14 protein-coding genes and 1 pseudogene are annotated in these 21,682 nt (G+C 57.4%); 14 read left to right on the forward strand and 1 reads right to left on the reverse strand.

Annotated elements, in window-relative coordinates; genetic code table 11:
• The first annotated feature begins 19 nt into the window (after positions 1 to 19).
• The 8 genes and pseudogenes from aroB (at position 20) to NAT23_RS06060 (ending at position 12,863) form a co-directional block, all read left to right on the forward strand.
• Positions 20 to 1,105, forward strand: coding sequence for a 3-dehydroquinate synthase (gene aroB / locus NAT23_RS06025; RefSeq protein ID WP_251926388.1), 1,086 nt, complete (start codon positions 20 to 22; stop codon positions 1,103 to 1,105).
• A 414-nt stretch (positions 1,106 to 1,519) separates the two neighbouring features.
• Positions 1,520 to 5,974, forward strand: a complete 4,455-nt coding sequence (gene gltB, locus NAT23_RS06030) for a glutamate synthase large subunit (RefSeq protein ID WP_251926389.1) — start codon at positions 1,520 to 1,522, stop codon at positions 5,972 to 5,974.
• Positions 5,975 to 5,986: 12 nt separating this feature from the next.
• On the forward strand, positions 5,987 to 7,405 hold the full coding sequence (locus NAT23_RS06035) for an FAD-dependent oxidoreductase (protein WP_251592621.1): 1,419 nt from the start codon (positions 5,987 to 5,989) through the stop codon (positions 7,403 to 7,405).
• A 312-nt stretch (positions 7,406 to 7,717) separates the two neighbouring features.
• Positions 7,718 to 8,113 carry a type 2 periplasmic-binding domain-containing protein gene (locus tag NAT23_RS06040; RefSeq protein ID WP_251926391.1) on the forward strand — a complete coding sequence of 132 codons (396 nt, stop codon included), beginning with the start codon at positions 7,718 to 7,720 and terminating at the stop codon, positions 8,111 to 8,113.
• The gene (locus NAT23_RS06045) at positions 8,082 to 9,287 is read left to right on the forward strand and encodes a hypothetical protein (protein WP_251926393.1); all 1,206 of its coding nucleotides are present in this window, start codon (positions 8,082 to 8,084) and stop codon (positions 9,285 to 9,287) included. Before NAT23_RS06040 ends, NAT23_RS06045 begins: the two co-directional genes overlap by 32 nt.
• An 11-nt stretch (positions 9,288 to 9,298) precedes the next feature.
• The gene (locus NAT23_RS06050) at positions 9,299 to 12,106 is read left to right on the forward strand and encodes a bifunctional diguanylate cyclase/phosphodiesterase (RefSeq protein ID WP_251926395.1); all 2,808 of its coding nucleotides are present in this window, start codon (positions 9,299 to 9,301) and stop codon (positions 12,104 to 12,106) included.
• Positions 12,099 to 12,392 (forward strand): annotated as a pseudogene (locus tag NAT23_RS14800) (GNAT family N-acyltransferase); the annotation flags it as partial. The gene NAT23_RS06050 and the pseudogene NAT23_RS14800, both read left to right, overlap by 8 nt.
• 159 nt (positions 12,393 to 12,551) lie before the next feature.
• Positions 12,552 to 12,863, forward strand: coding sequence for a lysophospholipid acyltransferase family protein (locus tag NAT23_RS06060; RefSeq protein WP_251592612.1), 312 nt, complete (start codon positions 12,552 to 12,554; stop codon positions 12,861 to 12,863).
• A gap of 28 nt (positions 12,864 to 12,891) precedes the next feature.
• On the opposite strand, the gene NAT23_RS06065 is transcribed toward NAT23_RS06060, so the two are convergent.
• A complete protein-coding gene (locus NAT23_RS06065) occupies positions 12,892 to 13,896 on the reverse strand; it encodes a LacI family DNA-binding transcriptional regulator (RefSeq protein WP_251926399.1) in 1,005 nt (334 codons plus the stop codon).
• 355 nt (positions 13,897 to 14,251) lie between these two features.
• Between NAT23_RS06065 and NAT23_RS06070 the strand changes: the two genes are divergently transcribed.
• The 6 genes from NAT23_RS06070 to xylB all read left to right on the forward strand — a co-directional run bounded on the left by NAT23_RS06070 (position 14,252) and on the right by xylB (position 21,606).
• Complete coding sequence (locus NAT23_RS06070; RefSeq protein ID WP_251926409.1) at positions 14,252 to 15,568, forward strand: ABC transporter substrate-binding protein; 1,317 nt, start codon at positions 14,252 to 14,254, stop codon at positions 15,566 to 15,568.
• Between the two features lie 171 nt (positions 15,569 to 15,739).
• A complete protein-coding gene (locus NAT23_RS06075; RefSeq protein WP_251593563.1) occupies positions 15,740 to 16,585 on the forward strand; it encodes a carbohydrate ABC transporter permease in 846 nt (281 codons plus the stop codon).
• The gene (locus NAT23_RS06080) at positions 16,585 to 17,403 is read left to right on the forward strand and encodes a carbohydrate ABC transporter permease (RefSeq protein WP_251926411.1); all 819 of its coding nucleotides are present in this window, start codon (positions 16,585 to 16,587) and stop codon (positions 17,401 to 17,403) included. The genes NAT23_RS06075 and NAT23_RS06080 overlap by 1 nt, the downstream gene beginning before the upstream one ends.
• 56 nt (positions 17,404 to 17,459) lie before the next feature.
• Positions 17,460 to 18,590, forward strand: coding sequence for an ABC transporter ATP-binding protein (locus NAT23_RS06085; protein WP_251926412.1), 1,131 nt, complete (start codon positions 17,460 to 17,462; stop codon positions 18,588 to 18,590).
• Between the two features lie 38 nt (positions 18,591 to 18,628).
• Complete coding sequence (locus tag NAT23_RS06090) at positions 18,629 to 20,101, forward strand: mannitol dehydrogenase family protein (protein WP_251926413.1); 1,473 nt, start codon at positions 18,629 to 18,631, stop codon at positions 20,099 to 20,101.
• 14 nt (positions 20,102 to 20,115) lie between these two features.
• The gene (xylB, locus tag NAT23_RS06095) at positions 20,116 to 21,606 is read left to right on the forward strand and encodes a xylulokinase (protein WP_251926414.1); all 1,491 of its coding nucleotides are present in this window, start codon (positions 20,116 to 20,118) and stop codon (positions 21,604 to 21,606) included.
• Positions 21,607 to 21,682 lie beyond the last annotated feature (76 nt).

The following is a 21,682-nucleotide window of genomic DNA, read 5'->3' on the forward strand; positions in this document are numbered from 1 at the left end:
ACGTTATAAGGATAATGCGATGCAGACGCTTACGGTCGATCTCGATACACGAAGCTATCCGATTCATGTCGGGCCCAATCTTTTGGAGCGTCAGGAACTACTGGCGCCCTACATCGGTGGACGTCAGGTGATGATCGTCACCAATGAAACCGTCGCGCCGCTGTATCTTGATAAGGTCAAGGCGATGCTGCCTGACCATATGATCGTGAGTGAGGTCATCCTGCCTGATGGCGAGCAGCACAAAAGCCTGGACAGCGCCTCCCTCATCTGGGACGCCTTGCTTGAGCAAGGGTTCAATCGACGCTGCACGCTAATTGCACTTGGTGGCGGCGTGATCGGTGACGTGACCGGGTTCGCGGCTGCAACCTATCAGCGCGGCGTGGAGTTCATTCAGATCCCGACCACGCTGCTGTCTCAGGTGGACTCCTCGGTTGGGGGTAAAACGGGCATCAATCATCCGCGCGGCAAGAACATGATTGGCGCGTTCTGGCAGCCAAGGGTTGTGTTGGCTGATACGTCAACGCTTGAAACGCTGCCTGATCGTGAGTTTTCGGCGGGGCTTGCCGAGGTGATCAAGTACGGTTTGATCTATGACGTCACGTTTCTCGAGTATCTCGAGGCTCGAATGGATGATATCCGCGCCTATGACGACAGCGTCTTGACGGAAGTGATCGTTCAAAGCTGTCAGATCAAAGCCGATGTCGTGCATGAGGACGAAACCGAGCAGGGTGTGCGGGCGATTCTCAACCTGGGTCACACGTTTGGCCATGCGATCGAAAATGCGCTGGGTTATGGGTCGTGGTTGCACGGTGAGGCTGTGAGTGTCGGTATGCTGATGGCGGCCACGCTTTCGCGTTCGCTTGAGTGGCTCGATGACAACGATGTGGCACGCGTCAAACGGCTTCTCGAGCTGGCTGGGCTGCCGGTTGAGGCGCCTGCGAGCGTCGATACTGCACGCTTTATCGAGTTGATGCGGCTCGATAAGAAAAACATCAGCGATCGGCTACGGCTCGTGCTGCTACCCACGCTGGGTGATGCGCGAGTGACCGAAGAGGCGCCGGCGTCGATGATCGAGGCGACTATCGACCATTTCCCCAAGCGGTAGAAAAAAGACTGTAGTAACAAGACTGTAGTAACAAGAAGCTGCCTTCGGGCAGCTTTTTTTGTGACCGAACCATCGCGCTTATTCGTTTATTGGCATGGCGTATGCGTAATCTGTATGGGTTTGTGTTGGCTTATTAAACCAAAGTATAAGTTAGTATTTGTTTATATATTTGGCGCTAACAGGCTGAGATAGAAGGCTTTTTAAGCGAGGTGGCTGCGTAACTTATGGTTTTTAGAAGGGTTTGAGGGCGGGTGGGTAAAAGCCGTTTGCGCTGAATTGGCTTGTGCGGGTAAGCTCAACCCCCTTTTTAACGGTAAGAATCAAGCGCCTACGCACCGCTTGAGAATAATAAAAAACCTTAAAGAATAACTCTGCATATTACTGGATACAACCATTTTGATGAGAGGCACGCCCATGATGAGAGGTCTACACCGGCCTGGCGAGTTCCGTGACAACTGTGGCTTTGGCCTTATTGCGCATATGGAAGGACAGGCCAGTCATCATCTGCTACAGACCGCGATCGAATCGCTGACCTGCATGACCCACCGTGGCGGCATTAACTCCGATGGTAAAACCGGCGATGGGTGTGGTCTTTTGATCAAAATGCCGGACGCCTTCATGCGTGCCAAGGCCGAAGAGGCTTTGGGTGAAACGCTTGGGGCCCAGTACGCCGTCGGCTGTGTCTTTTTTCCGAACGACGATCACAAAGAAGCACATGCGCGCGCGGTGCTCGAAAACGAGCTGACTGCCCGTGGGATCGTGGTTCACGGTTGGCGCGACGTGCCGGTCAACTCCGACGTCTGTGGCCCGATCGCCCGCGACTGCCAGCCACGCATTCGACAGCTTTTCGTTGCCCCCAACGGCGCGCGAAGCGATGATATGGCGTTCAATGTCGACCTGTTCATGGCGCGGCGCCACGCCGAGGAAAAGCTCGCCTCCGATGACGAGTTCTATATTTGCTCGCTCTCCTCCAAGGTCATCTCCTATAAGGGACTGATGATGCCGGTGGATCTGAGCACGTTCTATCCGGATCTGAGCGATGAGCGTCTCACCACATCGATCTGCGTCTTTCACCAGCGTTTTTCGACCAACACCGCGCCGCGTTGGCATCTGGCTCAACCGTTCCGATTCATGGCGCATAACGGCGAGATCAACACGATCGAGGCCAACCGAAGCTGGGCCAATGCGCGTAAGGAAAACTTCGTCAACGAGCATTTGAGCGACATTCAGGAGCTCAACGAAATCGTCAATACGACGGGGTCGGATTCCTCAAGCATGGATAACATGCTGGAAGTGCTTCTGACCGGTGGGATGGATCTCTACAAGGCCGTACGGTTGATGGTGCCGCCGGCCTGGCAGAACGTGGAAACCATGGATGGTCAGCTGAAGGCCTTCTATGAATACAACTCCATGCATATGGAAGCCTGGGACGGGCCGGCCGGCATTGTATTGACCGACGGACGGCATGCGGTTTGTATGCTCGATCGAAACGGGTTGCGCCCGGCGCGCTGGCTCATGACTCGTAACGGCTACATCACGCTGTCTTCTGAAATTGGCGTCTGGAGCTATAAGCCGGAAGATGTGGTGGCTAAAGGCCGTGTCGGCCCCGGTCAGATTCTGTCGGTAGACACAGAAACCGGCGAAGTGCTGCACACGCACGATATCGATGAACGCCTGAAGGCGTCTTACCCCTACAAGACGTGGCTCAAGGAGCAGGCCAACTATCTCGAATCCGCCTTGACCGAACTTGCGCGTTTTCAGCCGATGGATGCTGATCAGCTCAAGGTCTACGAGAAGATGTTTTTGGTCAGCTTTGAAGAGCGTGACCAGGTGCTTCGACCGCTGGCCGAGGCTGGCCAGGAGGCGGTGGGCTCGATGGGTGACGATACGCCGATGGCGGTCCTGTCTCGTCAGCCAAGGCTTTTAAGCGACTATTTTCGTCAAAAGTTTGCGCAGGTCACGAACCCGCCGATCGACCCGATCCGCGAGTCGATCGTGATGTCGCTCGAAACCTGTCTGGGCGCCGAAATGAACGTGTTTCAGGCCTCGCCCGAGCACGCTCATCGGCTGGTCTTGACCACGCCGATCCTATCGCCGCGCAAGTTCACCGCGATGACCACCCAAAGCTCATCAGGGCTTGAGTGTGAGCGGTTCTCGATGCTTTATGACCCCGCGCACCAAGGTCTCAAGCAGGCACTCGAAGGCTTGTGTGAAGCCGCCGAGCACGCAGCGCGTAACGGCAAGGTCCTTCTGGTTCTGAGCGATCTGGGGCTCGAAAAGGGACAGCTCCCGATTCATCCGGCTTTGGCGGTCGGCGCAGTGCACCACCATCTGGCCAAGAAGGCTCTGCGGCCGCGCGTCAATCTGATCGTCGAGACCGGCTACGCCCGCGACGCGCATCAAATGGCGGTGCTGTTCGGGGTGGGCGCGACAGCGATCTATCCGTATCTGGCCTATCAGGTCATGGCCGACATGTACCGTGCCGGTGAGGTGCTGGGCGATCCGGCCGATGGTCGCGAAAACTATCGCCGTGGCATGCAGAAGGGCATCTTCAAGATTCTGTCGAAGATGGGGATTTCTCACATTGCCTCTTATCGCGGCGCACTCTTGTTCGAGGCCGTCGGGCTCGACTCCGACGTGATGGGTATGTGTTTCCCGGGCATGGCGTCACGCATTGAGGGGACTGGCTTTGCCGAAATCCAGATGCAGCAGGAGTTGCTGGCGAAGGATGCGTGGATTCCGCGCAAGTCAACGCGCCACGGTGGGCTGCTCAAGTACGTTCACGGGTATGAGTACCATGCCTACAACCCCGATGTCGTCACCGTACTGCAGCAGGCGGTTCAACAGGGTGATTACCAAAAGTGGAAAGCATTCGCCAAGCTGGTCAATGAGCGGCCGGTCGCGACCATCCGTGATCTTTTGAACTTGAAGCCCGGTGAACATGCCGTACCGATCGAAGACGTCGAGCCGGTCGAGGCGCTTCTGCCGCGCTTTGATAGCGCAGGCATGTCACTCGGTGCATTGTCGCCGGAGGCGCATGAGGCGCTGGCGCAGGCGATGAATGAGACGGGGGGACGCTCTAACTCCGGTGAGGGTGGTGAAGACCCCGCCCGCTACGGCACGATCAAGAGCTCCAAGATCAAGCAGATTGCGTCTGGCCGCTTTGGCGTGACGCCTGCCTATCTGGTCAACGCTGAAGTTCTCCAGATCAAGGTGGCGCAGGGCGCCAAGCCCGGTGAGGGCGGCCAGCTGCCCGGTGGCAAGGTTAACGATCTGATCGCACGGCTTCGCTACGCCGTGCCCGGGGTGACGCTGATTTCACCGCCGCCGCACCACGATATCTACTCGATCGAAGACCTGGCGCAGCTCATTTTCGATCTGAAGCAGGTCAACCCCACGGCTCAGATTTCGGTCAAGCTGGTGTCGGAGCCAGGCATTGGTACCATCGCGACAGGGGTGGCCAAGGCCTATGCGGATCTGATAACGGTCTCGGGGTACGACGGCGGTACAGCGGCCAGCCCGCTAACGTCGATCAAGCACGCAGGAAGCCCTTGGGAACTGGGTTTGCCCGAAGTGCACCAGGCGCTTCGGATCAATGGTTTGCGTGACAAGATCCGGCTTCAGACCGATGGCGGCCTGAAAACCGGGCTCGATGTGATCAAGGCCGCTATCCTCGGCGCCGAAAGTTTCGGTTTCGGAACCGCACCGATGGTGGCGCTTGGCTGCAAATACTTGCGTATTTGCCACTTGAACAACTGTGCCACCGGTGTTGCCACGCAGCACAAGGCGCTGCGCGATGAGCATTTCCGCGGCACGGTCGATATGGTCAAGCACTACTTCCGCTTCATTGCAGAAGAGGTGCGCGAGCTGATGGCGATGCTTGGTGTTACTCAGTTGGCCGATCTTATCGGGCGTACGGATCTGCTCGAGAAGATCGAGGGCACAACGGTGTCTCACGGCAAGCTCAATCTCGAGTCGCTTCTTCAAAACGACTGGGTGCCGAAAGACGCCCCGCAGTACTGCACGCATGATCGCAATGACCCGCATGATAAGGGGGCCAAGAACCATGAAATCTTGGACGCGCTCAAAGCTTCGATCGATGCCAAGGCCGGTGGCGAGTTCAGCTTCAGTGTCACCAACTGCGACCGCTCCGTCGGGGCAATGACTTCAGGCTACATCGCCAAGCGCTACGGTGAGGCGGGGCTTGAGGATGCACCAATCACATTGCGGCTGAGCGGTGTCAGCGGCCAAAGCTTTGGTGTCTGGAACGCACGCGGGCTCAACATGTACCTCGAAGGCGATGCCAACGATTACGTCGGCAAGGGCATGAACGGGGGCAAGCTTGTGGTGACGCCGCCGAAGGAAAGCCTGTTCAAGAGTCAGGACACCGCGATCATCGGCAACACCTGCCTCTATGGGGCCACAGGTGGCACGCTTTACGCCTCAGGGACTGCCGGAGAGCGTTTTGGGGTGCGTAACTCAGGCGCGCACGCCGTGATCGAGGGCGCAGGCGATCACTGCTGCGAGTACATGACCGGTGGCCTGGTCTGTGTGCTGGGTGAGACAGGGCTCAACTTCGGTGCCGGCATGACCGGCGGCTTTGCCTATGTGCTCGACTTGAATCGCAACTTTGTCGACCGCTATAACCATGAATTGGTGGAAATTCATCGCGTCAATACCGAGGCGATGGAAGCGTATCGTCGTCACCTGCGCGAGGTGATTTCCGCCTACGTCGAAGAGACCGGGTCACGCTGGGGCGCTGAGATCCTGGATGATTTTTCCGACTATGTGCGCCATTTCTGGCTGGTCAAGCCCAAGGCGGCCAGCTTGAACGGTCTATTGGCCGAGTCGCGTCGTCGTCCGGAATAAGGAGATAGAAAGATGAGTGAACGATTATCCAACGATTTCCAGTTCATTGATGTCGGCCGCCAGGATCCCGCCAAGCGCGACGCTCGTCGGCGTGCTCAGGAATTTGCCGAAATCTATGAGCCGTTTCGCCCGCAGGAGGCGGCCAACCAGGCGCATCGCTGCCTGCACTGTGGCAACCCGTACTGCGAATGGAAGTGCCCGGTGCACAACTACATTCCGAACTGGCTGAAACTGGTGTCCGAGGGCAATATTCTCGAGGCGGCAGAGCTTTCACACCGTACCAACTCCCTGCCGGAGGTGTGTGGTCGGGTTTGTCCTCAGGACCGGCTCTGTGAAGGCGACTGTACCCTCAATGATGGCTTCGGAGCCGTGACCATCGGCTCGGTCGAGAAGTACATCACCGATACCGCGTTCGCGATGGGCTGGCGGCCCGACATGAGCGGTGTCGAGAAGACCGACAAGCGCGTGGCCGTGATCGGGGCGGGGCCTGCCGGGCTTGGCTGCGCCGATGTTCTGGTTCGAAATGGGGTGACGCCGGTCGTGTTTGATCGCTACCCCGAGATCGGCGGTCTGCTGACCTTCGGTATCCCCGAGTTCAAGCTCGAAAAACACGTCATGAAGCGTCGTCGCAGTGTGCTTGAGGAAATGGGCGTCGAATTCCGGCTCAATACCGATATAGGCACGGACATCACCATCGACGAACTGGTTGATGAGTTCGATGCAGTGTTCATGGGTATGGGGACCTATAAGTATATGGAAGGTGGGTTTCCCGGCGAGCAGCTTCCGGGGGTCCACAAAGCGCTGGATTTCCTGATTGCAAACATCAATCACAACCTGGGCTTTGAAGCTAACCCGGCCGACTACGTTTCGATGCAGGGGCAGCGGGTGGTGGTGCTCGGCGGGGGCGACACGGCAATGGACTGCAACCGCACCTCCATTCGTCAAGGGGCTGATCGTGTGATCTGTGCCTATCGCCGTGATGAGGCCAATATGCCCGGTTCCAAGCGTGAAGTGGCCAACGCGCGTGAGGAGGGCGTCGAGTTCCTGTTCAACCGTCAACCTGTTGCGGTCGTGGGTGATGAGAAGGTCGAGGGCGTAAAGCTTGTGCGTACCCGTATGGGTGAGCCGGATGAGCGCGGGCGTCGTCGTGCCGAGGTCGTGCCCGGTTCTGAAGAGATCATTGCCTGTGACGCCGTGGTGATTGCGTTTGGTTTTCAGGCGAGCCCGGCTGAGTGGTTCAAGGGCGCACGGGTCGATGTCGATGACCGTGGCCGCGTGACTGCCCCAGAGCAAGGTGAGTATGCCTATCAGACCTCCAACGAAAAGATCTTCGCCGGTGGTGACATGGTTCGCGGTTCTGATCTTGTAGTGACGGCGGTTTACGAAGGACGCCAAGCTGCGGAAGGTATTCTCGATTACCTGGGTGTTTGATGGCGATCAGTATGTAAGATGAGTGGTTTTAAAGGCTGCCTTATAGGCAGCCTTTTTTATGCACAGTCCAGCCTAGCTCGAAAGAGTGAATGACGTCAGTATATTAAGCTCACAAAGAAGTGGCCGATAACGCAGGTGAGTGATAACAATGGTAGTAAAAGTGGCTTTCCCGATTGGGTGCCATGTCCTGGTTTTTTCGGTCATTCAAGCCGTCCTCTTTTCTGACGCTAGAGGCTAACCCCGTGGGAATCGAACAGTAACGTGTACGTTTTTTGTCTAAAGCGTTTGGTCCAGGTAGGGTTACTCTTTTTCATGCTGCTGGGCAGCGCCAAGGGCGCTCAGCACGAAGAGACCATTGTACTGATCGCCAATAAGCAAAGCAGTTTTGCCTCACTCAGTACCGAGAGTGTCAGAGCTATCTTTGCCATGCGCCTTAGAACATTTCCTGGGGGGCGGGCTGCGCACGTCTTTGTGTTGCCCGATAATAATCCCTTGCACGATGTCTTCTGCAAACAGCTCTTGAACGTCTACCCGCACCAGTTGCGCCTCGCCTGGGATCGTGCCGTATTCTCAGGTACAGGCCAGGCGCCCAATACGGTTGAATCAATCAGTGACATGCTCGACCTGGTGGCTACCACGCCAGGAGGGATCGGTTATGTAAAGAAAGGACAGGCGGATGACCGTGTGCGCATCATATCGTTGGATTGAAAAAAGCCTTTACGGCGCGTTATTGCTCATGTGTTCTGCATACGCCAAGGCTCAACCGCTCGAAAACGCCTGGGAAACGTTCCAGGTGCATGGTTTTCTGAGTCAGGCGCTCGTGGTGTCGAGCGCCAATGATTTTTTTGGGCCCAGCAGCTCGAGTGGCGGCAGCCTCGAATTTTATGAGCTGGGTCTGAATGCATCGATGCGACCGACCGACAATCTGTTGATGTCGGCACAGGTGCTGAGCCGGCGCGCGGGAGGCGACGCCAGCGATGCATCCCCAAAGCTTGATTACGGTCTGATCGATTACCAGATTCATTCAGACGTTGATGAAACGTTTGGTATTAAAGTGGGTCGTGTAAAAAATCCGTTTGGATTCTATAACCAGACTCGAGATGTTCCTTTTACTCGGCCAAGTATCCTGCTGCCTCAGTCAATTTACTTTGACCGGACACGTGCTCAATCGCTGTCAGGCGATGGGATTGTTGGTTACTTCGATCATCGGTTCGATGACAGCAGCATTCGCTTCCAGTTGGGCTGGGGGGTGCCTCAGGTCGATGAAGATGTCGAAGATACGGTGTTGATGGACATCTTGCCGGGGTCGCTAGAGGCTGAACCTTCGCTGATCTCACAGCTGCTTTATGAATACGATGGCGGACGATTCGTTGCGGCACTGACGTATGCAGAGGTCAAGGCGGATTATAAATCAAGCGTTGATGCGCTGGGTGATGGCCGCTTCAGCTATACGCCCATCGTTCTATCGCTTCAGTACAATAGCCTCAATTGGAGCCTTACCTCCGAATATGCCTACCGCGATCGAAAACTCAGTCATATGGGTAACGATTTACTTAACGTAAATACGATAGGTGAGAGTTGGTATGTGCAATACGTCTATCGATTCAATAGCGATTGGCAAGGTCTTCTGCGCTACGACGTCATGATTTCGGACAGGGACGATCCTGATGGTCACGCGTTTGAGGCGGCGGGGTTCGGGAAAAGCTACTCACGCTATGCCTATGACCATACGGTTGGGGTGCAATGGTCGGCAACGTCTCAATTTTTGCTGTCTGCCGAATATCATAACGTCGAAGGAACCGGTTGGCTGCTTAATGCCGAGCGTGAAAGCGAATCCAAGTACTGGGGATTGTTTCTGCTTCAAGCCTCATACCGTTTTTAATGAGGCAAAAGATGCGGTTTCTGAAAAGTGCGCCCAGGTTTTCAAGTCTTAGGCTCAAGGTGCTCTTCGCCACCTCGGTGATTCTTGTTCTTCTGGCTCTGACCTTTTATCGCGTCAGTCAGATGGAGCTCGAGGGGCAGCTGAACGAGCGCCAGCTTCTCAGTTACCAGCGCCAGCAGCTGGATATCGTCAATGCCTTAAATAATTCTGAAGCCAGTTTGAAACATATGGCGAGCATACTGGCGGCGACGCAGGGGCTTGGTGAGTCGGTCGAATTCACGGACCGCACGCGGCTGGATGACAAGATCGTGGCGCAGTGGCCCACACTTCAGCTTGATGTGGGTGTGGATGAGGTCAAGGTGTTTGATCGCCAAAGCCGTCAACTGGCGCAAAGAGGGCATGTCGCAACACCTGACAACAGTAGAGAGCATTTTTTCAGCTATTGGGTCCAAAAGGTGCTAGAGAAAGAACAGCCTTTATCCCGGCTGGTTTGCCGCACCACATGCCGACAATACGCCTTCTCCCCGATTCTTCGGGGAGGGCAAAGTGTTGGCGTGATCATGCTATCCGTGTCCATTGCCGATATCGCACGTTACATCAATATCAACAAGAAAAGCGCGCTGGCCATCATGGTCGACAACGTTTACTCCAGTAGCTCCGAGGAGCTGCCTGCCTGGGGCGCCAACGTGGTGGCCGCCACCGACCGGGCAACTACCCTCGAACGTTTGGCTCTGTGGTCAACTCAGTATGACAAGAACGCTCTGCGCAAAAGCCCGGTACGCGTTCGTTTCGACGATCAGTACTACCATCTGATGGCCTTCCCCTTAAATGATCAGCTAAATGGGCTCAATAATACCGCCTACGTTGTAATCATCTCGGACATCACTGAAAGCTACTCGAGTATTCAGTCCGATTCCCGGCGTGTGTTCATGATCGCGATACTTGGCTGGTTATTGGCTGAAATGGCGGTGTTTCTTCTTTTGTGGCGGCCAATGTCGAATCTAAGACGGGTGATTGGGTCGCTGCCCTTATTGTCTCAAAGCCGGTTTCATGAGTTTTCGGAGGCGGTGCAATTAAAAGGGCGCGTAAGAGATGAGGTTGGCACACTGCAGCGGACGGCCATTGAGGTGGCCAGTCAGCTTCAACGTCTCCAGCAGGCCCTTTATAAAAGCAATGATGACCTGACCCAACACGTCAAGGAGCTGGCCCACGAGAAAGAGTTCGTGGATCGGCTGCTGTTTACCGCCAATGCGTTCATTGTCACGCATAGCGAGACGTCCGGCATCGTGCTTGCCAACCAGTTCGCGCTTGGCAAGCTTTCCTGCCCCATGACTGAGTTGAAGGGGCGATGCTTCAGGGATGTATTTCTTCAGGTCGAAAGCTTCGATTACGGCAATGTCTCCTTTCATACCGAAAGCCGTGTGCCAGGCAAGAAGGACATGGTCATCGAGTGGTATCACTCGCCGATCCAGAATCTGTCCGATGATGAAGAGGGGTATTGGGTTTCCGTCGGGGTCGACATTACCGAGAAAAAGGCGGCCGAGTCTCGCTTGATCTGGCTGGCCAACAGGGACCCGTTAACAGGCCTTTATAACCGCCGCTATTTCAATGTGTGCCTTCAACAATCACTCGAGGCCAAGGCATCGGGTGCCGTCTTCTATCTGGATCTGGATCAGTTCAAGGAAGTGAACGAACTCAGCGGCCATGGCGCCGGCGATCGTCTGCTGTCGATGGTTGCCCAAAAATTGACCCAACTTCTGCCGGAAGAAGCCGTCATTGCCCGGTTGGGAGGCGATGAATTCGCGGTTTTGCTGGAAGGTTATGACTGTGAGCGTGCGGTCACGGTGGCCCGCAGCATCAATAGCGGTCTCTCGGACATCAATTTCATCATCGAGGAGCGTCGACACCGCGCCATGGCGAGCATCGGTGTCGCCATCTACCCCGAGCACGGTGATACCACCGAGGCCATCATGGCAAACGCTGATTGCGCCATGTACATCGCCAAGGAAAACCCGTTACGCGATTGGTACGTCACCACAGCCCAGGATCTTGATAAGGCCATGCTGGAAGATCGGGTCTACTGGAATGATCTGATCAAGGCCGCGCTGGATGAAAAGCGGTTTGAATTCTTTGTGCAGCCAATCATGACAATTGCGAGCGAGGATGTGCGGCACTACGAGCTTCTGTTGCGTCTTCCGGATGGCGACGGCGGTTTTTTCTCACCCGGCCAGTTCATTCCGGTGGCTGAGCGTAATGGGCGCATCATCGATATTGACCGCCACGTTATCGATGCGGGCGTGCGGTACCTATCAGGTCTTGGCGATATTTCGATGTCCATCAATATCTCGGGTAAATCACTTCGAGATCAGGATCTTGCGCAGTATCTCGAGACATGCCTGGCCACGCATGGGGCCGATCCCGCTCGGCTAATCATCGAAATTACCGAAACCGAGGCAGTCATCGACTTCGGACTTGCGCAGGCGACACTAAGCAAAATTAAGTCGCTTGGGTGTTCAATTGCCCTAGACGATTTTGGCTCGGGGTTCAGTAGCTTCAAGTATTTGAATCAGCTTCCCTCTGACTATGTAAAGATCGATGGTGAATTCATTATCAATTTGTACAAATCGTCAGAAAACAAGATTATTGTTTCTGCCATCGCTGAAGTATGTCGCTCATTCGGTAAGCAGGTTATTGCCGAATTTGTGGAAGACAAGGCGACATTCGATTATTTAAAAGCGATTGGCGTGGAGTACGCACAGGGGTACTGGGTAGGTCGCCCCGCTCATATAGATACAATTACAAGGCCATATAATGAATAGGGAAGCGATAGACTTCTTTCTCGAAAATTTCGAGTTTTTGATTGCAAGTCGCTACGATGATTATATTTCCGGATGCTCGCTAAGGCGCAATATATACCACGACAAGTTCGGCTATCTCTCGGGCGATAACATAGAAGACGAGTGGGATGTTTTTGACGATAAAGCCGTTCACTTCATTATTCGGCATAAAAAAAGCCAGACGCCCATCGGTTACTTTCGAATTGTCACTCCCGTAGAGGGAAAGGGCTTGCCCATTCAGCATCTGCTTGAAAACAATTTCGATGACCAGCGCGACCCATCCACGTTTTCTGTCGATACCATTTGCGAGCTGTCTCGGTTCTCTCTCCTTACCAGTACGCTTTACCAAAAGCGAGGCTTCGACTTCCTCGAAACCACGGCCGAACGAGAATGCTTTCGTCATGCCCGCGACGCCCTCTGGATCGGCATGGGCTCGGTCGCAAGCCTACTGGAACGCTATCACGGTTTTGCACTGATCGAGCCTCGGTTCGCACGATTGATCAAGGGGTCGCATGTGCGTTTCGAGCGCGTTGGCAGCTTTCAGGACCTTTACGGTCAGCGTGCGCCTTACTACATCAATTATCATGAATTGATCACGTCATTACCCGAAGCGTCGCTTTACATGATGGAAGCCATCAAGGCGCGTATCGCCCCCAAGTACTATCAGGAATTTCTAGAGCTCAGCTCGGACGCAACGTTCAGTTGGCGTAACGCGTTTCTAAGCAAGGCGCTCGAGTAAGCCTGATCCGCCTCGAACTTGAACAGGTTCAGGGCTTTAGCTTTCCACGAACAATCATTCGCGTACCTCCTCCCACATCATGGCGCGTCGCCTGAAGCGCCATGGACAGAGCCCTCGCCGCCATTTCGTCGGTATCAAGCCGCATGCAGGGAATATGCATCCCGAACACATCGGCAAGACCAACCTCATCGATGCTGAAAAGGGTGATGCCGCGCCCCGGGTAAAGCTTTTGTTCCGCGCAGGCTTTCAGAATGCCCAGTGAAATCTGATTGTTGATGCCGATAATCCCCTTCGGGGGCGGGGCTTCCTGCAGACGCTGTTTCATGAGGTGATACGCTGGGTCCATCGTGAAATCCGCGTAGCGGACGTCGACCTGAGCTGCACTCCCCAGCGCTTCGCGTATGCCTGACGTGCGGCCAATGGACACCAGCGAGTCCGAGGGGCCGGACACCACCAGGACGTCGTCGATGGACTGATCGATCATCCATCGCCCCGCCTGATACCCGCAGTCCAGGTTGTCTATATAGACCCCCCCGAAATGCGGCACATTGATTTCACGGTCCACCAGGATCAACGGAATCCGCGCCGCCTCAAGGGCCTCAAGCCACTGTGGCTGTCGAGTCTGATACATCACATCGGATGAGATGACCGACAGGATGATGGCATCGACCTTCTGCGCGATCAGACGATGAATGATCCGGTTTTCCTGAGCCTCTGACTCGAATGAGTCATACATCACGATATCGATGTCTTCCTCAAACCCCAGGCGATTGATCGAACTTGCGATTCGACCGAAGAACGGATTGTCCATGTCGGGGCTGACTACCCCGATCCGCCGTGCTGTGGGCGCGTTCTGGGTCGAGGCGGGCGCACGCTTGGGGCGATAGCCAAGCTCGGCGGCCGTACGCAGTACGTGATCGAGCGTGTCCGTTCGCAGCCGTTCGGGGTTCGAGAACGCTCGGGATACGGTAATCCGGCTGACACCGGCGGCGTCAGCGACAGCGTCAAGAGTGATACGAGAAGAAGCGCACATAGAGGGAGTCCATTGAGAAAGTTTCAGCCGCATCAATGGCCGTTTTATCCAAGAGTATCATTTTTATCATCGGGCTGGTGTTCGATCCGGTGTGCGACGAGATTAAGCGACTATTCTGTTTCAAGTTGTTGATTTTTAACTATATTTTATGATCATATGCGCCGATCTGTGTTCCTTTGATGCTCATTTAGGGGGGCTTTAATGAGATTTTTTATGGTTTAGTTATGATACCAAATGATAAGTGAATCATTTTGTGTCCAGGTTCATGCTCTCCCTACTCGATGCTGAATCGTCTCAACGCCCTACGCGCGAGAGTGAGCCAGCGTCATAAAGAACGATAAAGGAGACGCAGATCATGAAATGGGCATTGATCGTCACGAGTGCCGGGCTGATTGGCTCGGCAATGGCAGGCAGCGCACTGGCGGATACCACAATCACGGTCGCCACCGTCAATAACCCCGATATGGTAACCCTTCAGAAAATGGCGGGTACGTTTGAAAAGGCCAATCCTGGCGTCCATGTCAACTTCGTGACGCTGCCTGAAAACGAGCTGCGACAGAAGATCACCACTGACATCGCAAGCGGTGGCGGCCAGTATGACGTCATTACCGTCAGTAACTATGAAACGCCAATCTGGGCCAAGAACGAATGGCTTCGCCCGATGGACGATCTGCCGGATGCCTACAACGTCGATGATTTGGAGCCTACGGTTCGAAAGGGCTTGTCCGTCGATGGCACCCTCTATGCGCTGCCGTTCTACGCCGAATCGTCGATGACCTATTATCGCAAGGATCTGTTCAAAAAGGCAGGGCTCGACATGCCCGAGCGCCCGACCTGGTCTCAGATCGAGGATTATGCCGCCAAGCTCACGGACGCCTCCAACGGCACCTACGGCATCTGTCTGCGCGGGCTTCCCGGCTGGGGGCAGAACATGGCCCTGTTCGGCACCATGGTCAACGGCTTTGGTGGGCGCTGGTTCGATCAGGACTGGAACGCACAGTTGACCACACCGGCCTGGAAGAACGCCGCAGAGACCTACAAGACGCTAGTCACGAAGTATGGCCCGCCGGGCGTGACCTCCAACGGGTTTACCGAATCGGAAACCATGTTCTCCAACGGTCAGTGCGCGATGTGGGTGGATTCGACGGTCGCTGCAAGCTACGTCTCCGACCCCAAGGTCTCGAACGTCGCCGAAAGCGTTGGCTTCGCTCAGGCGCCCTATCAGGAAACCACCAACGGCACCAACTGGCTTTACGCCTGGGCGTTGGCCGTGCCCAAGTCTGCCGCCCATCCTGATGCTGCTCAGAAATTCGTGAGCTGGGCAACCTCTGAAGACTACATCCAGGACGTCGCCGATGAAAAAGGCTGGCTTGGCGTTCCTCCCGGTACCCGCAAGTCAACCTACGAAAGCGCGGACTATCAAAAGGTCGCGCCGTTCTCGAGCTTCGTGCAAAAAGCGATTGAAACTGCAGATACCTCCAACCCCACAGCGGATCCGGTGCCCTATACCGGCATCCAGTTCATCAGTATTCCCCAGTTCCAGGCCATCGGCACGCGGGTCGGTCAGCTTCTTGCTGGCATTGCCTCCGGTCAGATGAGTGTGGATCAGGGCCTTGAACAGGCCCAGCAGTTCACCACACGCATCATGGAGCGCTCTGGCTACACCAAGTAGTCCGAATGCTTAGGTCCCGGCGGCGACCGTTGGGGCCTTTCATGAACTCACTCGATCGCGATGTGCGCTTTGGAGGCGCAGCAACTCATGAGTAATGATGCAGTGGCGAACGCCGGCGACACCGCCTCGCACCAGGGGGCCAAGCGCCATGGCCCGCCCGTCAAGCGCCTGATGGCGCCCGCCGTGCTCTTTTTGATGGTGTGGATGATCGTGCCGCTGGCAATGACCGTCTACTACGCGTTTGAAAACTACAATTTGATGATGCCGACCATGCGCGGGTTCGCAGGGCTTGGCAACTTCGAGATCCTTTTGACCGATGGCACCTTTTGGGCCGCTCTCGGCCACACGCTGACGCTGGTCATGGCGTGTCTGGCCATCACGGTCTCGCTCGGACTGGTACTGGCGCTTCTATTCAACAAGACCTTTCTCGGCCGCGGCGTTGCCCGCACGCTTGCGATCTCGCCGTTTTTTGTCATGCCGGTGGTGACCGGGCTCTTGTTCAAGAACATGCTGCTGCACCCGGTCTATGGCATCGTCTCCTGGGCGATGCGCACGCTTGGCTTCGAGCCCATTGACTGGTTCGCTCACTACCCGATGTTCTCGGTGATTTTGATGATTTCCTGGGAGTGGACGCCGTTCGCGCTCCTGATTCTTCTGACCGGGTTGCAGTCGCTGCCGGAAGACCAGATCGAGGCGGTGCGCCTCGACGGCGCGAGCCGCCTGCAGGAGTTTCGTCACATCGTGATTCCACACCTGGGTCAGGTGCTGTACGTGGTCGTCATGCTCGAGAGCATCTTCTTTTTGACCTCGTTCGCTGAAATCTACGCCACCACCAGTGGCGGCCCGGGCACCGCGACCACCAATCTGCCGTACTACATCTATCAGAACGCGTTCTTCCAGTACGACATTGGGCTTTCATCGGCGGCAGCCATCGCCGCGGTCATTCTGGCCAATATCTTCGCGTTCTTTTTGATTCGATTTGTGGCAGGCAACCTCAACGCCGGAGGGCAGCGCTGATGGAACAGAAATCCTCACTCGGGCTTGCCGTCATAGGCTGGCTGGTCGCGATCGTGATGTTCTTCCCGATCCTCTGGATGGTGCTTACCGCGCTCAAGACCGAGCAGTCGGCCTTTTCGATGGTGCCGGAATTCGTGTTCACACCCACGCTTGAAAGCTTCAAGACCGCGCTTTCACAAAACGCCGGTTACTGGCACTACGCCTTTAACTCGCTCTTCACCTCGGTGATGTCGACGTTGATCGGGCTGGCGCTTGCGATCCCGGCGGCGTATGCGATGGCGTTCTATCCCTCCAAGCGCACCGATTTCACACTGGTGTGGATGGTCTCGACCAAGTTTATCCCGGCGGTCGGCGTCTTGATTCCGATCTTTCTGGTCTACAAGACGCTCGGGCTGATCGACAACAACTGGGGGTTGATTGCGCTGTTCGTCGGGATGAACCTCCCGATCATGGTGTGGATGGTGTACTCCTACTTCAAGGATGTACCCAAGGACATCGTCGAGGCCGCCGAGATCGATGGCGCCAGCACGCTTGCGACCATGTTTCGCGTCATTCTGCCACTGGCGTTGCCGGGGCTTGCCTCCACCGGGCTTCTGGCCCTGATTCTTGCCTGGAACGAGTCGTTCTGGAGTCTGACGATGGCCGACCACAACGCAGCCACACTTGCGGCCTTCATCGCCTCGTTCAAAAGCGCCGAGGGGCTTTTCTGGGCCAAGATGTCCGCCGCCTCGGTCATGACGGTTGCGCCGATCATCGTGCTGGGCTGGTTCGCCCAGAAGCAGATGGTTCGCGGCCTGACGTTCGGCGCCGTCAAATAGCGCTCACGCACACTGAATAACGGGCGGCGTCGCCCACTGGATCAAGGAGAGTCGAAATGGCGGTCGTGGAACTCAAGGGCGTGGCCAAGAACTATGGTGGTGCCCACAAAAACGCGAAGGCGGCCAACGCGGTCGAAAATTTCAATCTAACCACCCGTGACGGGGAATTCATCGTACTGGTCGGGCCGTCCGGGTGTGGTAAATCCACCACCATGCGAATGATTGCGGGGCTCGAGGCCAACACCGACGGCGAGATTCGTATCGATGGGCGCGACGTCAGTCAGGTGGCCGCGCGGGACCGTGACATCGCGATGGTGTTTCAAAGCTACGCGCTGTACCCGCACATGACGGTCTACGACAACATGGCGTTCGCGCTCAGTCTCAAGAAGGTGCCGAAACCGGAGATCGAGCAGCGTGTGAACGACGCCGCCAGCATCCTCGACATCACGCATCTTCTGGATCGAAAGCCGCGGGCGCTGTCCGGCGGCCAGCGTCAGCGCGTGGCGCTGGGCCGGGCGATCGTGCGTGACCCGCAGGTGTTTCTGATGGATGAGCCGCTGTCGAACCTCGATGCAATGCTCCGGGTCGATATGCGCGCCGAGATCATCAAGCTGCACCGAAAGCTCGGGGTGACCACGTTTTATGTGACCCACGATCAGACCGAAGCGATGACGATGGGCGAGCGAATCGTCGTCATGCGTGATGGTCACATTCAGCAGATCGACACCCCGAACGCGCTGTATCACGCCCCGAACAACGTCTTCGTGGCAGGCTTTATCGGTACGCCCTCAATGAACTTCCTGAAGATGACACTGGGCGGTGACGGCAAGACCCTCACCGGCCAGACCGCCCGCATGGTGGCCTCCTCCGAGCGTCAGTCGATCGAGGCGCATAAGGGCCGTGACCTGATGGTCGGTGTGCGCCCGGAGCATCTGGTCCTCACCACCGACGAGGCGGCCGCCAACTTGATCAAGGGGGAAATCGACGTGGTCGAGCCGCTTGGGTCGGTCACCATGGTGCAGCTCGAGGTCGATGGACACCGCATCACGGCGCAGCTCGAGGGCGACACCTCGGTTCGAATGGGGGATGCGATCATGCTGACCTGCGACAGCGCCCGGCTGCACCTGTTCGATGCTGAGACCGAGCAGGCGCTGCCCCGCCATGAACACCGCACAGAGACGGCCTGAGCGCCTTTATTTTCAAACGACGGCCACGGAGTCCGATCATGCCCACGCTTTCCAACGAGCACCTCGCAGCGCTTGAAAACGTTGCTCGCCCGACCTATGACCGCAGTCAGGTCTCGGTCGGCATCATGCACTTCGGGGTCGGTGGCTTTCACCGCGCCCACCAGGCCATGTACCTGGATCAACTGATGAACGAGGGCCGCGCGCTCGACTGGGGCATTTGCGGCGTTGGCGTCATGCCGGGCGACACCCGCATGCAGGAGGCGCTCGAGGCCCAGGACGGGCTGTACACGCTGGTGGTCAAGCACCCCGACGGCAACTATGACGCCCGGGTGATCGGCTCGATCGTCGATTACATGTACGCACCGAGCGATCCCGAAGCGGTGATCGAGCGCATGGCAAGCGAAGCCATTCGTATCGTGTCGCTGACAGTGACCGAAGGCGGCTACAACCTGCATCACGTGACCGGCGAGTTCAATACGGCTGCCCCGGACATACAGCACGACCTCGAGCCCGGTGCCACGCCCAAGACCACCTTTGGCCTGGTGTGCGAGGCGTTAAGGCGGCGCCTGGAGCGGGGCCTTGCGCCCTTTACCGTGATGTCGTGTGACAACATCCAGGGCAACGGCGATGTGGCGCGCACGATATTCACGGCGTTTGCCGAGCTCAAGGCGCCGGAGGTAGCGCGCTGGATGAAAGAGACCGTGTGCTTCCCCAACTCGATGGTCGATCGCATCACACCGGTTACCACCGATGAGGACCGTCAGGCGCTTGAACAGCGTTTTGGCATTACTGATCGCTGGCCGGTGGTGTGCGAGCCGTTCACGCAATGGGTGCTCGAGGACCACTTTAACCAAGGCCGCCCGCCGTTCGACGCGGTCGGGGTGCAGGTCGTCGATAACGTCATGCCGTACGAGCTGATGAAGCTGCGTCTTTTGAACGCAAGCCATCAGGCACTGACCTACTTCGGTTATCTGGCGGGTTACCGCTACGCCCACGAGGTTTGCCAAGACCCGCTCTTCGTCGAGTTCCTGCTCGATTACATGAACGAGGAAGCCACGCCGACGCTGTCGCCGGTGCCGGGGGTGGATCTCGAGGCTTACAAGCACACGTTGATCGAGCGTTTCGCCAACCCCGAAATTCGCGACACCCTGGCGCGACTCTGCGCCGAGAGTTCGGATCGAATCCCCAAGTGGCTGTTGCCGGTCGTGCGCGAACAGCTCGAGCGTGACGGCGATATCGCGCGCTCGGCGGCAGTCGTTGCGAGCTGGGCCCGCTACGCCGAAGGCGTCGATGAAGACGGCGCGCCGATCGATATCGTCGATCGGCTGAAAGACGACCTGATGGCCAGCGCCGCGAAAAACCGGGACGACGCGCTGTCGTTTCTCAGAAATCGCGACGTGTTCGGCGATCTGATCGATGAGCCGCGCTTTGTCGAGGCCTACCTCTGGGCGCTCGAGCGTCTGCATACCGGCGGTGCACGGGCGACGCTCGACGCACTCCAGAAACGCTAGGCCGGGGAGGCAGCATGTATCTTGGCGTGGATTGCGGCACACAAAGCACCAAAGTCGTGGTGTTCGACCCGGATGCCGGGCGCGTGATCGGCGAGGGCCGAGGTGCCCACCGCTTGATCAGCGAGGCGAATGGCCGTCGCGAGCAGGATCCGGCCTGGTGGGTCGAGGCGTTCGAGCATGCGCTTGCCCAAGCGCTCTCAAGCGCCAACATCGACGGCCGGGCGATTCGTGCCATGGGCGTCTCGGGCCAGCAGCACGGCATGGTCGCGCTCGATAAGGCGGGCGTGCCGGTCTATCCCGCCAAGCTCTGGAACGATACCGAGGCCTACCGGGAATGCGAGGCGCTGATCGAGCAGTTGGGCGGGGAGCAGGGGTGTCTCGACCGGCTGGGCATCATCCCCCAGCCGGGCTACACCGCGCCGAAGCTTGCCTGGCTCAGGGCGCACCACCCCGACGCCTACCGGCGCATCGACTGTGTGCTGCTGCCCCACGATTATCTTAATTTCTACCTGACCGGCGAGCGCACCGCCGAATTCGGTGACGCCTCGGGCACCGGCTACTTCGATACCCGAACGCGTGAGTGGGCAACGGACGTGTTCGAGCGCCTCGCCCCGGAGCTTGATGCCGGTCACGTGCTGCCGCGGCTGATTGAGGCGTGCTCGCCGGTGGGGCGTCTGCGTCCGGACCTTGCCGCGCGGCTCGGGCTCGAGCCGTCGGTGCTGGTTTCAAGCGGAGGCGGCGACAACATGATGGGCGCCATCGGTACGGGCAACATCACCCCCGGCGCGCTCACCATGAGCCTGGGCACCTCCGGCACTGTCTATGGCTGCTCGGACGCCCCCGTGATTACCGACAACGGTCTGGCGGCCAATTTCTGTTCGAGCCACGGCAACTGGCTGCCGCTGATCTGCACCATGAACGTGACCTCGGCCACCGAGCAGGTGCGCGCGCTTCTAGGGTGCTCGCTCGAGGACTTCGGCGCGGCGCTCGAGCGCAGCCCGATCGGCGCGCAGGGCGTACAGGTACTGCCGTTTTTCAACGGCGAGCGCGTGCCACGTCTGCCGGACGCCACCGCAAGTTTTCTCGGGCTCTCATCAAACAACACCACCGGTGACAACCTGTGCCGGGCGGTGATGGAAGGCGCGACTTTCGGGCTTCGCTATGGGCTTGACCTGCTCTCGGCGCAGGGGCTTAAGCCCAGCGAGATTCGACTCGTCGGCGGCGGCGCGAAAAGCCCGCAGTGGCGCCAGATGGTGGCCGATGTCATGAACACGCCGGTGGTCTGCCCGCGCATCGGTGAAGCGGCCGCGTTCGGTGCGGCCCTTCAGGCGCAGTGGTGTCATCTGAACGATCAGGGAGAGCCTGTGGCGCTTTCAGACCTGTGCGTGAAGGCGGTGTCGCTTGATGAGGCGACCTCGGCGGCGCCTGTGCGTGAGCGGGTCGAGGCCTATGAGGTGGCCTATCGCCGTTATCTGGCAACACTCCGGGCGCAGGGAATGATCTAGGCGCACTGGCGCGGCGCGTCTTTCGAAACGCGATGGTTGAGGTATCATGACGCCGCCTCGGCGCTCGTCGGCGGCC

Source organism: Larsenimonas salina (assembly GCF_023736155.1).
Classification (GTDB): domain Bacteria; phylum Pseudomonadota; class Gammaproteobacteria; order Pseudomonadales; family Halomonadaceae; genus Larsenimonas; species Larsenimonas salina.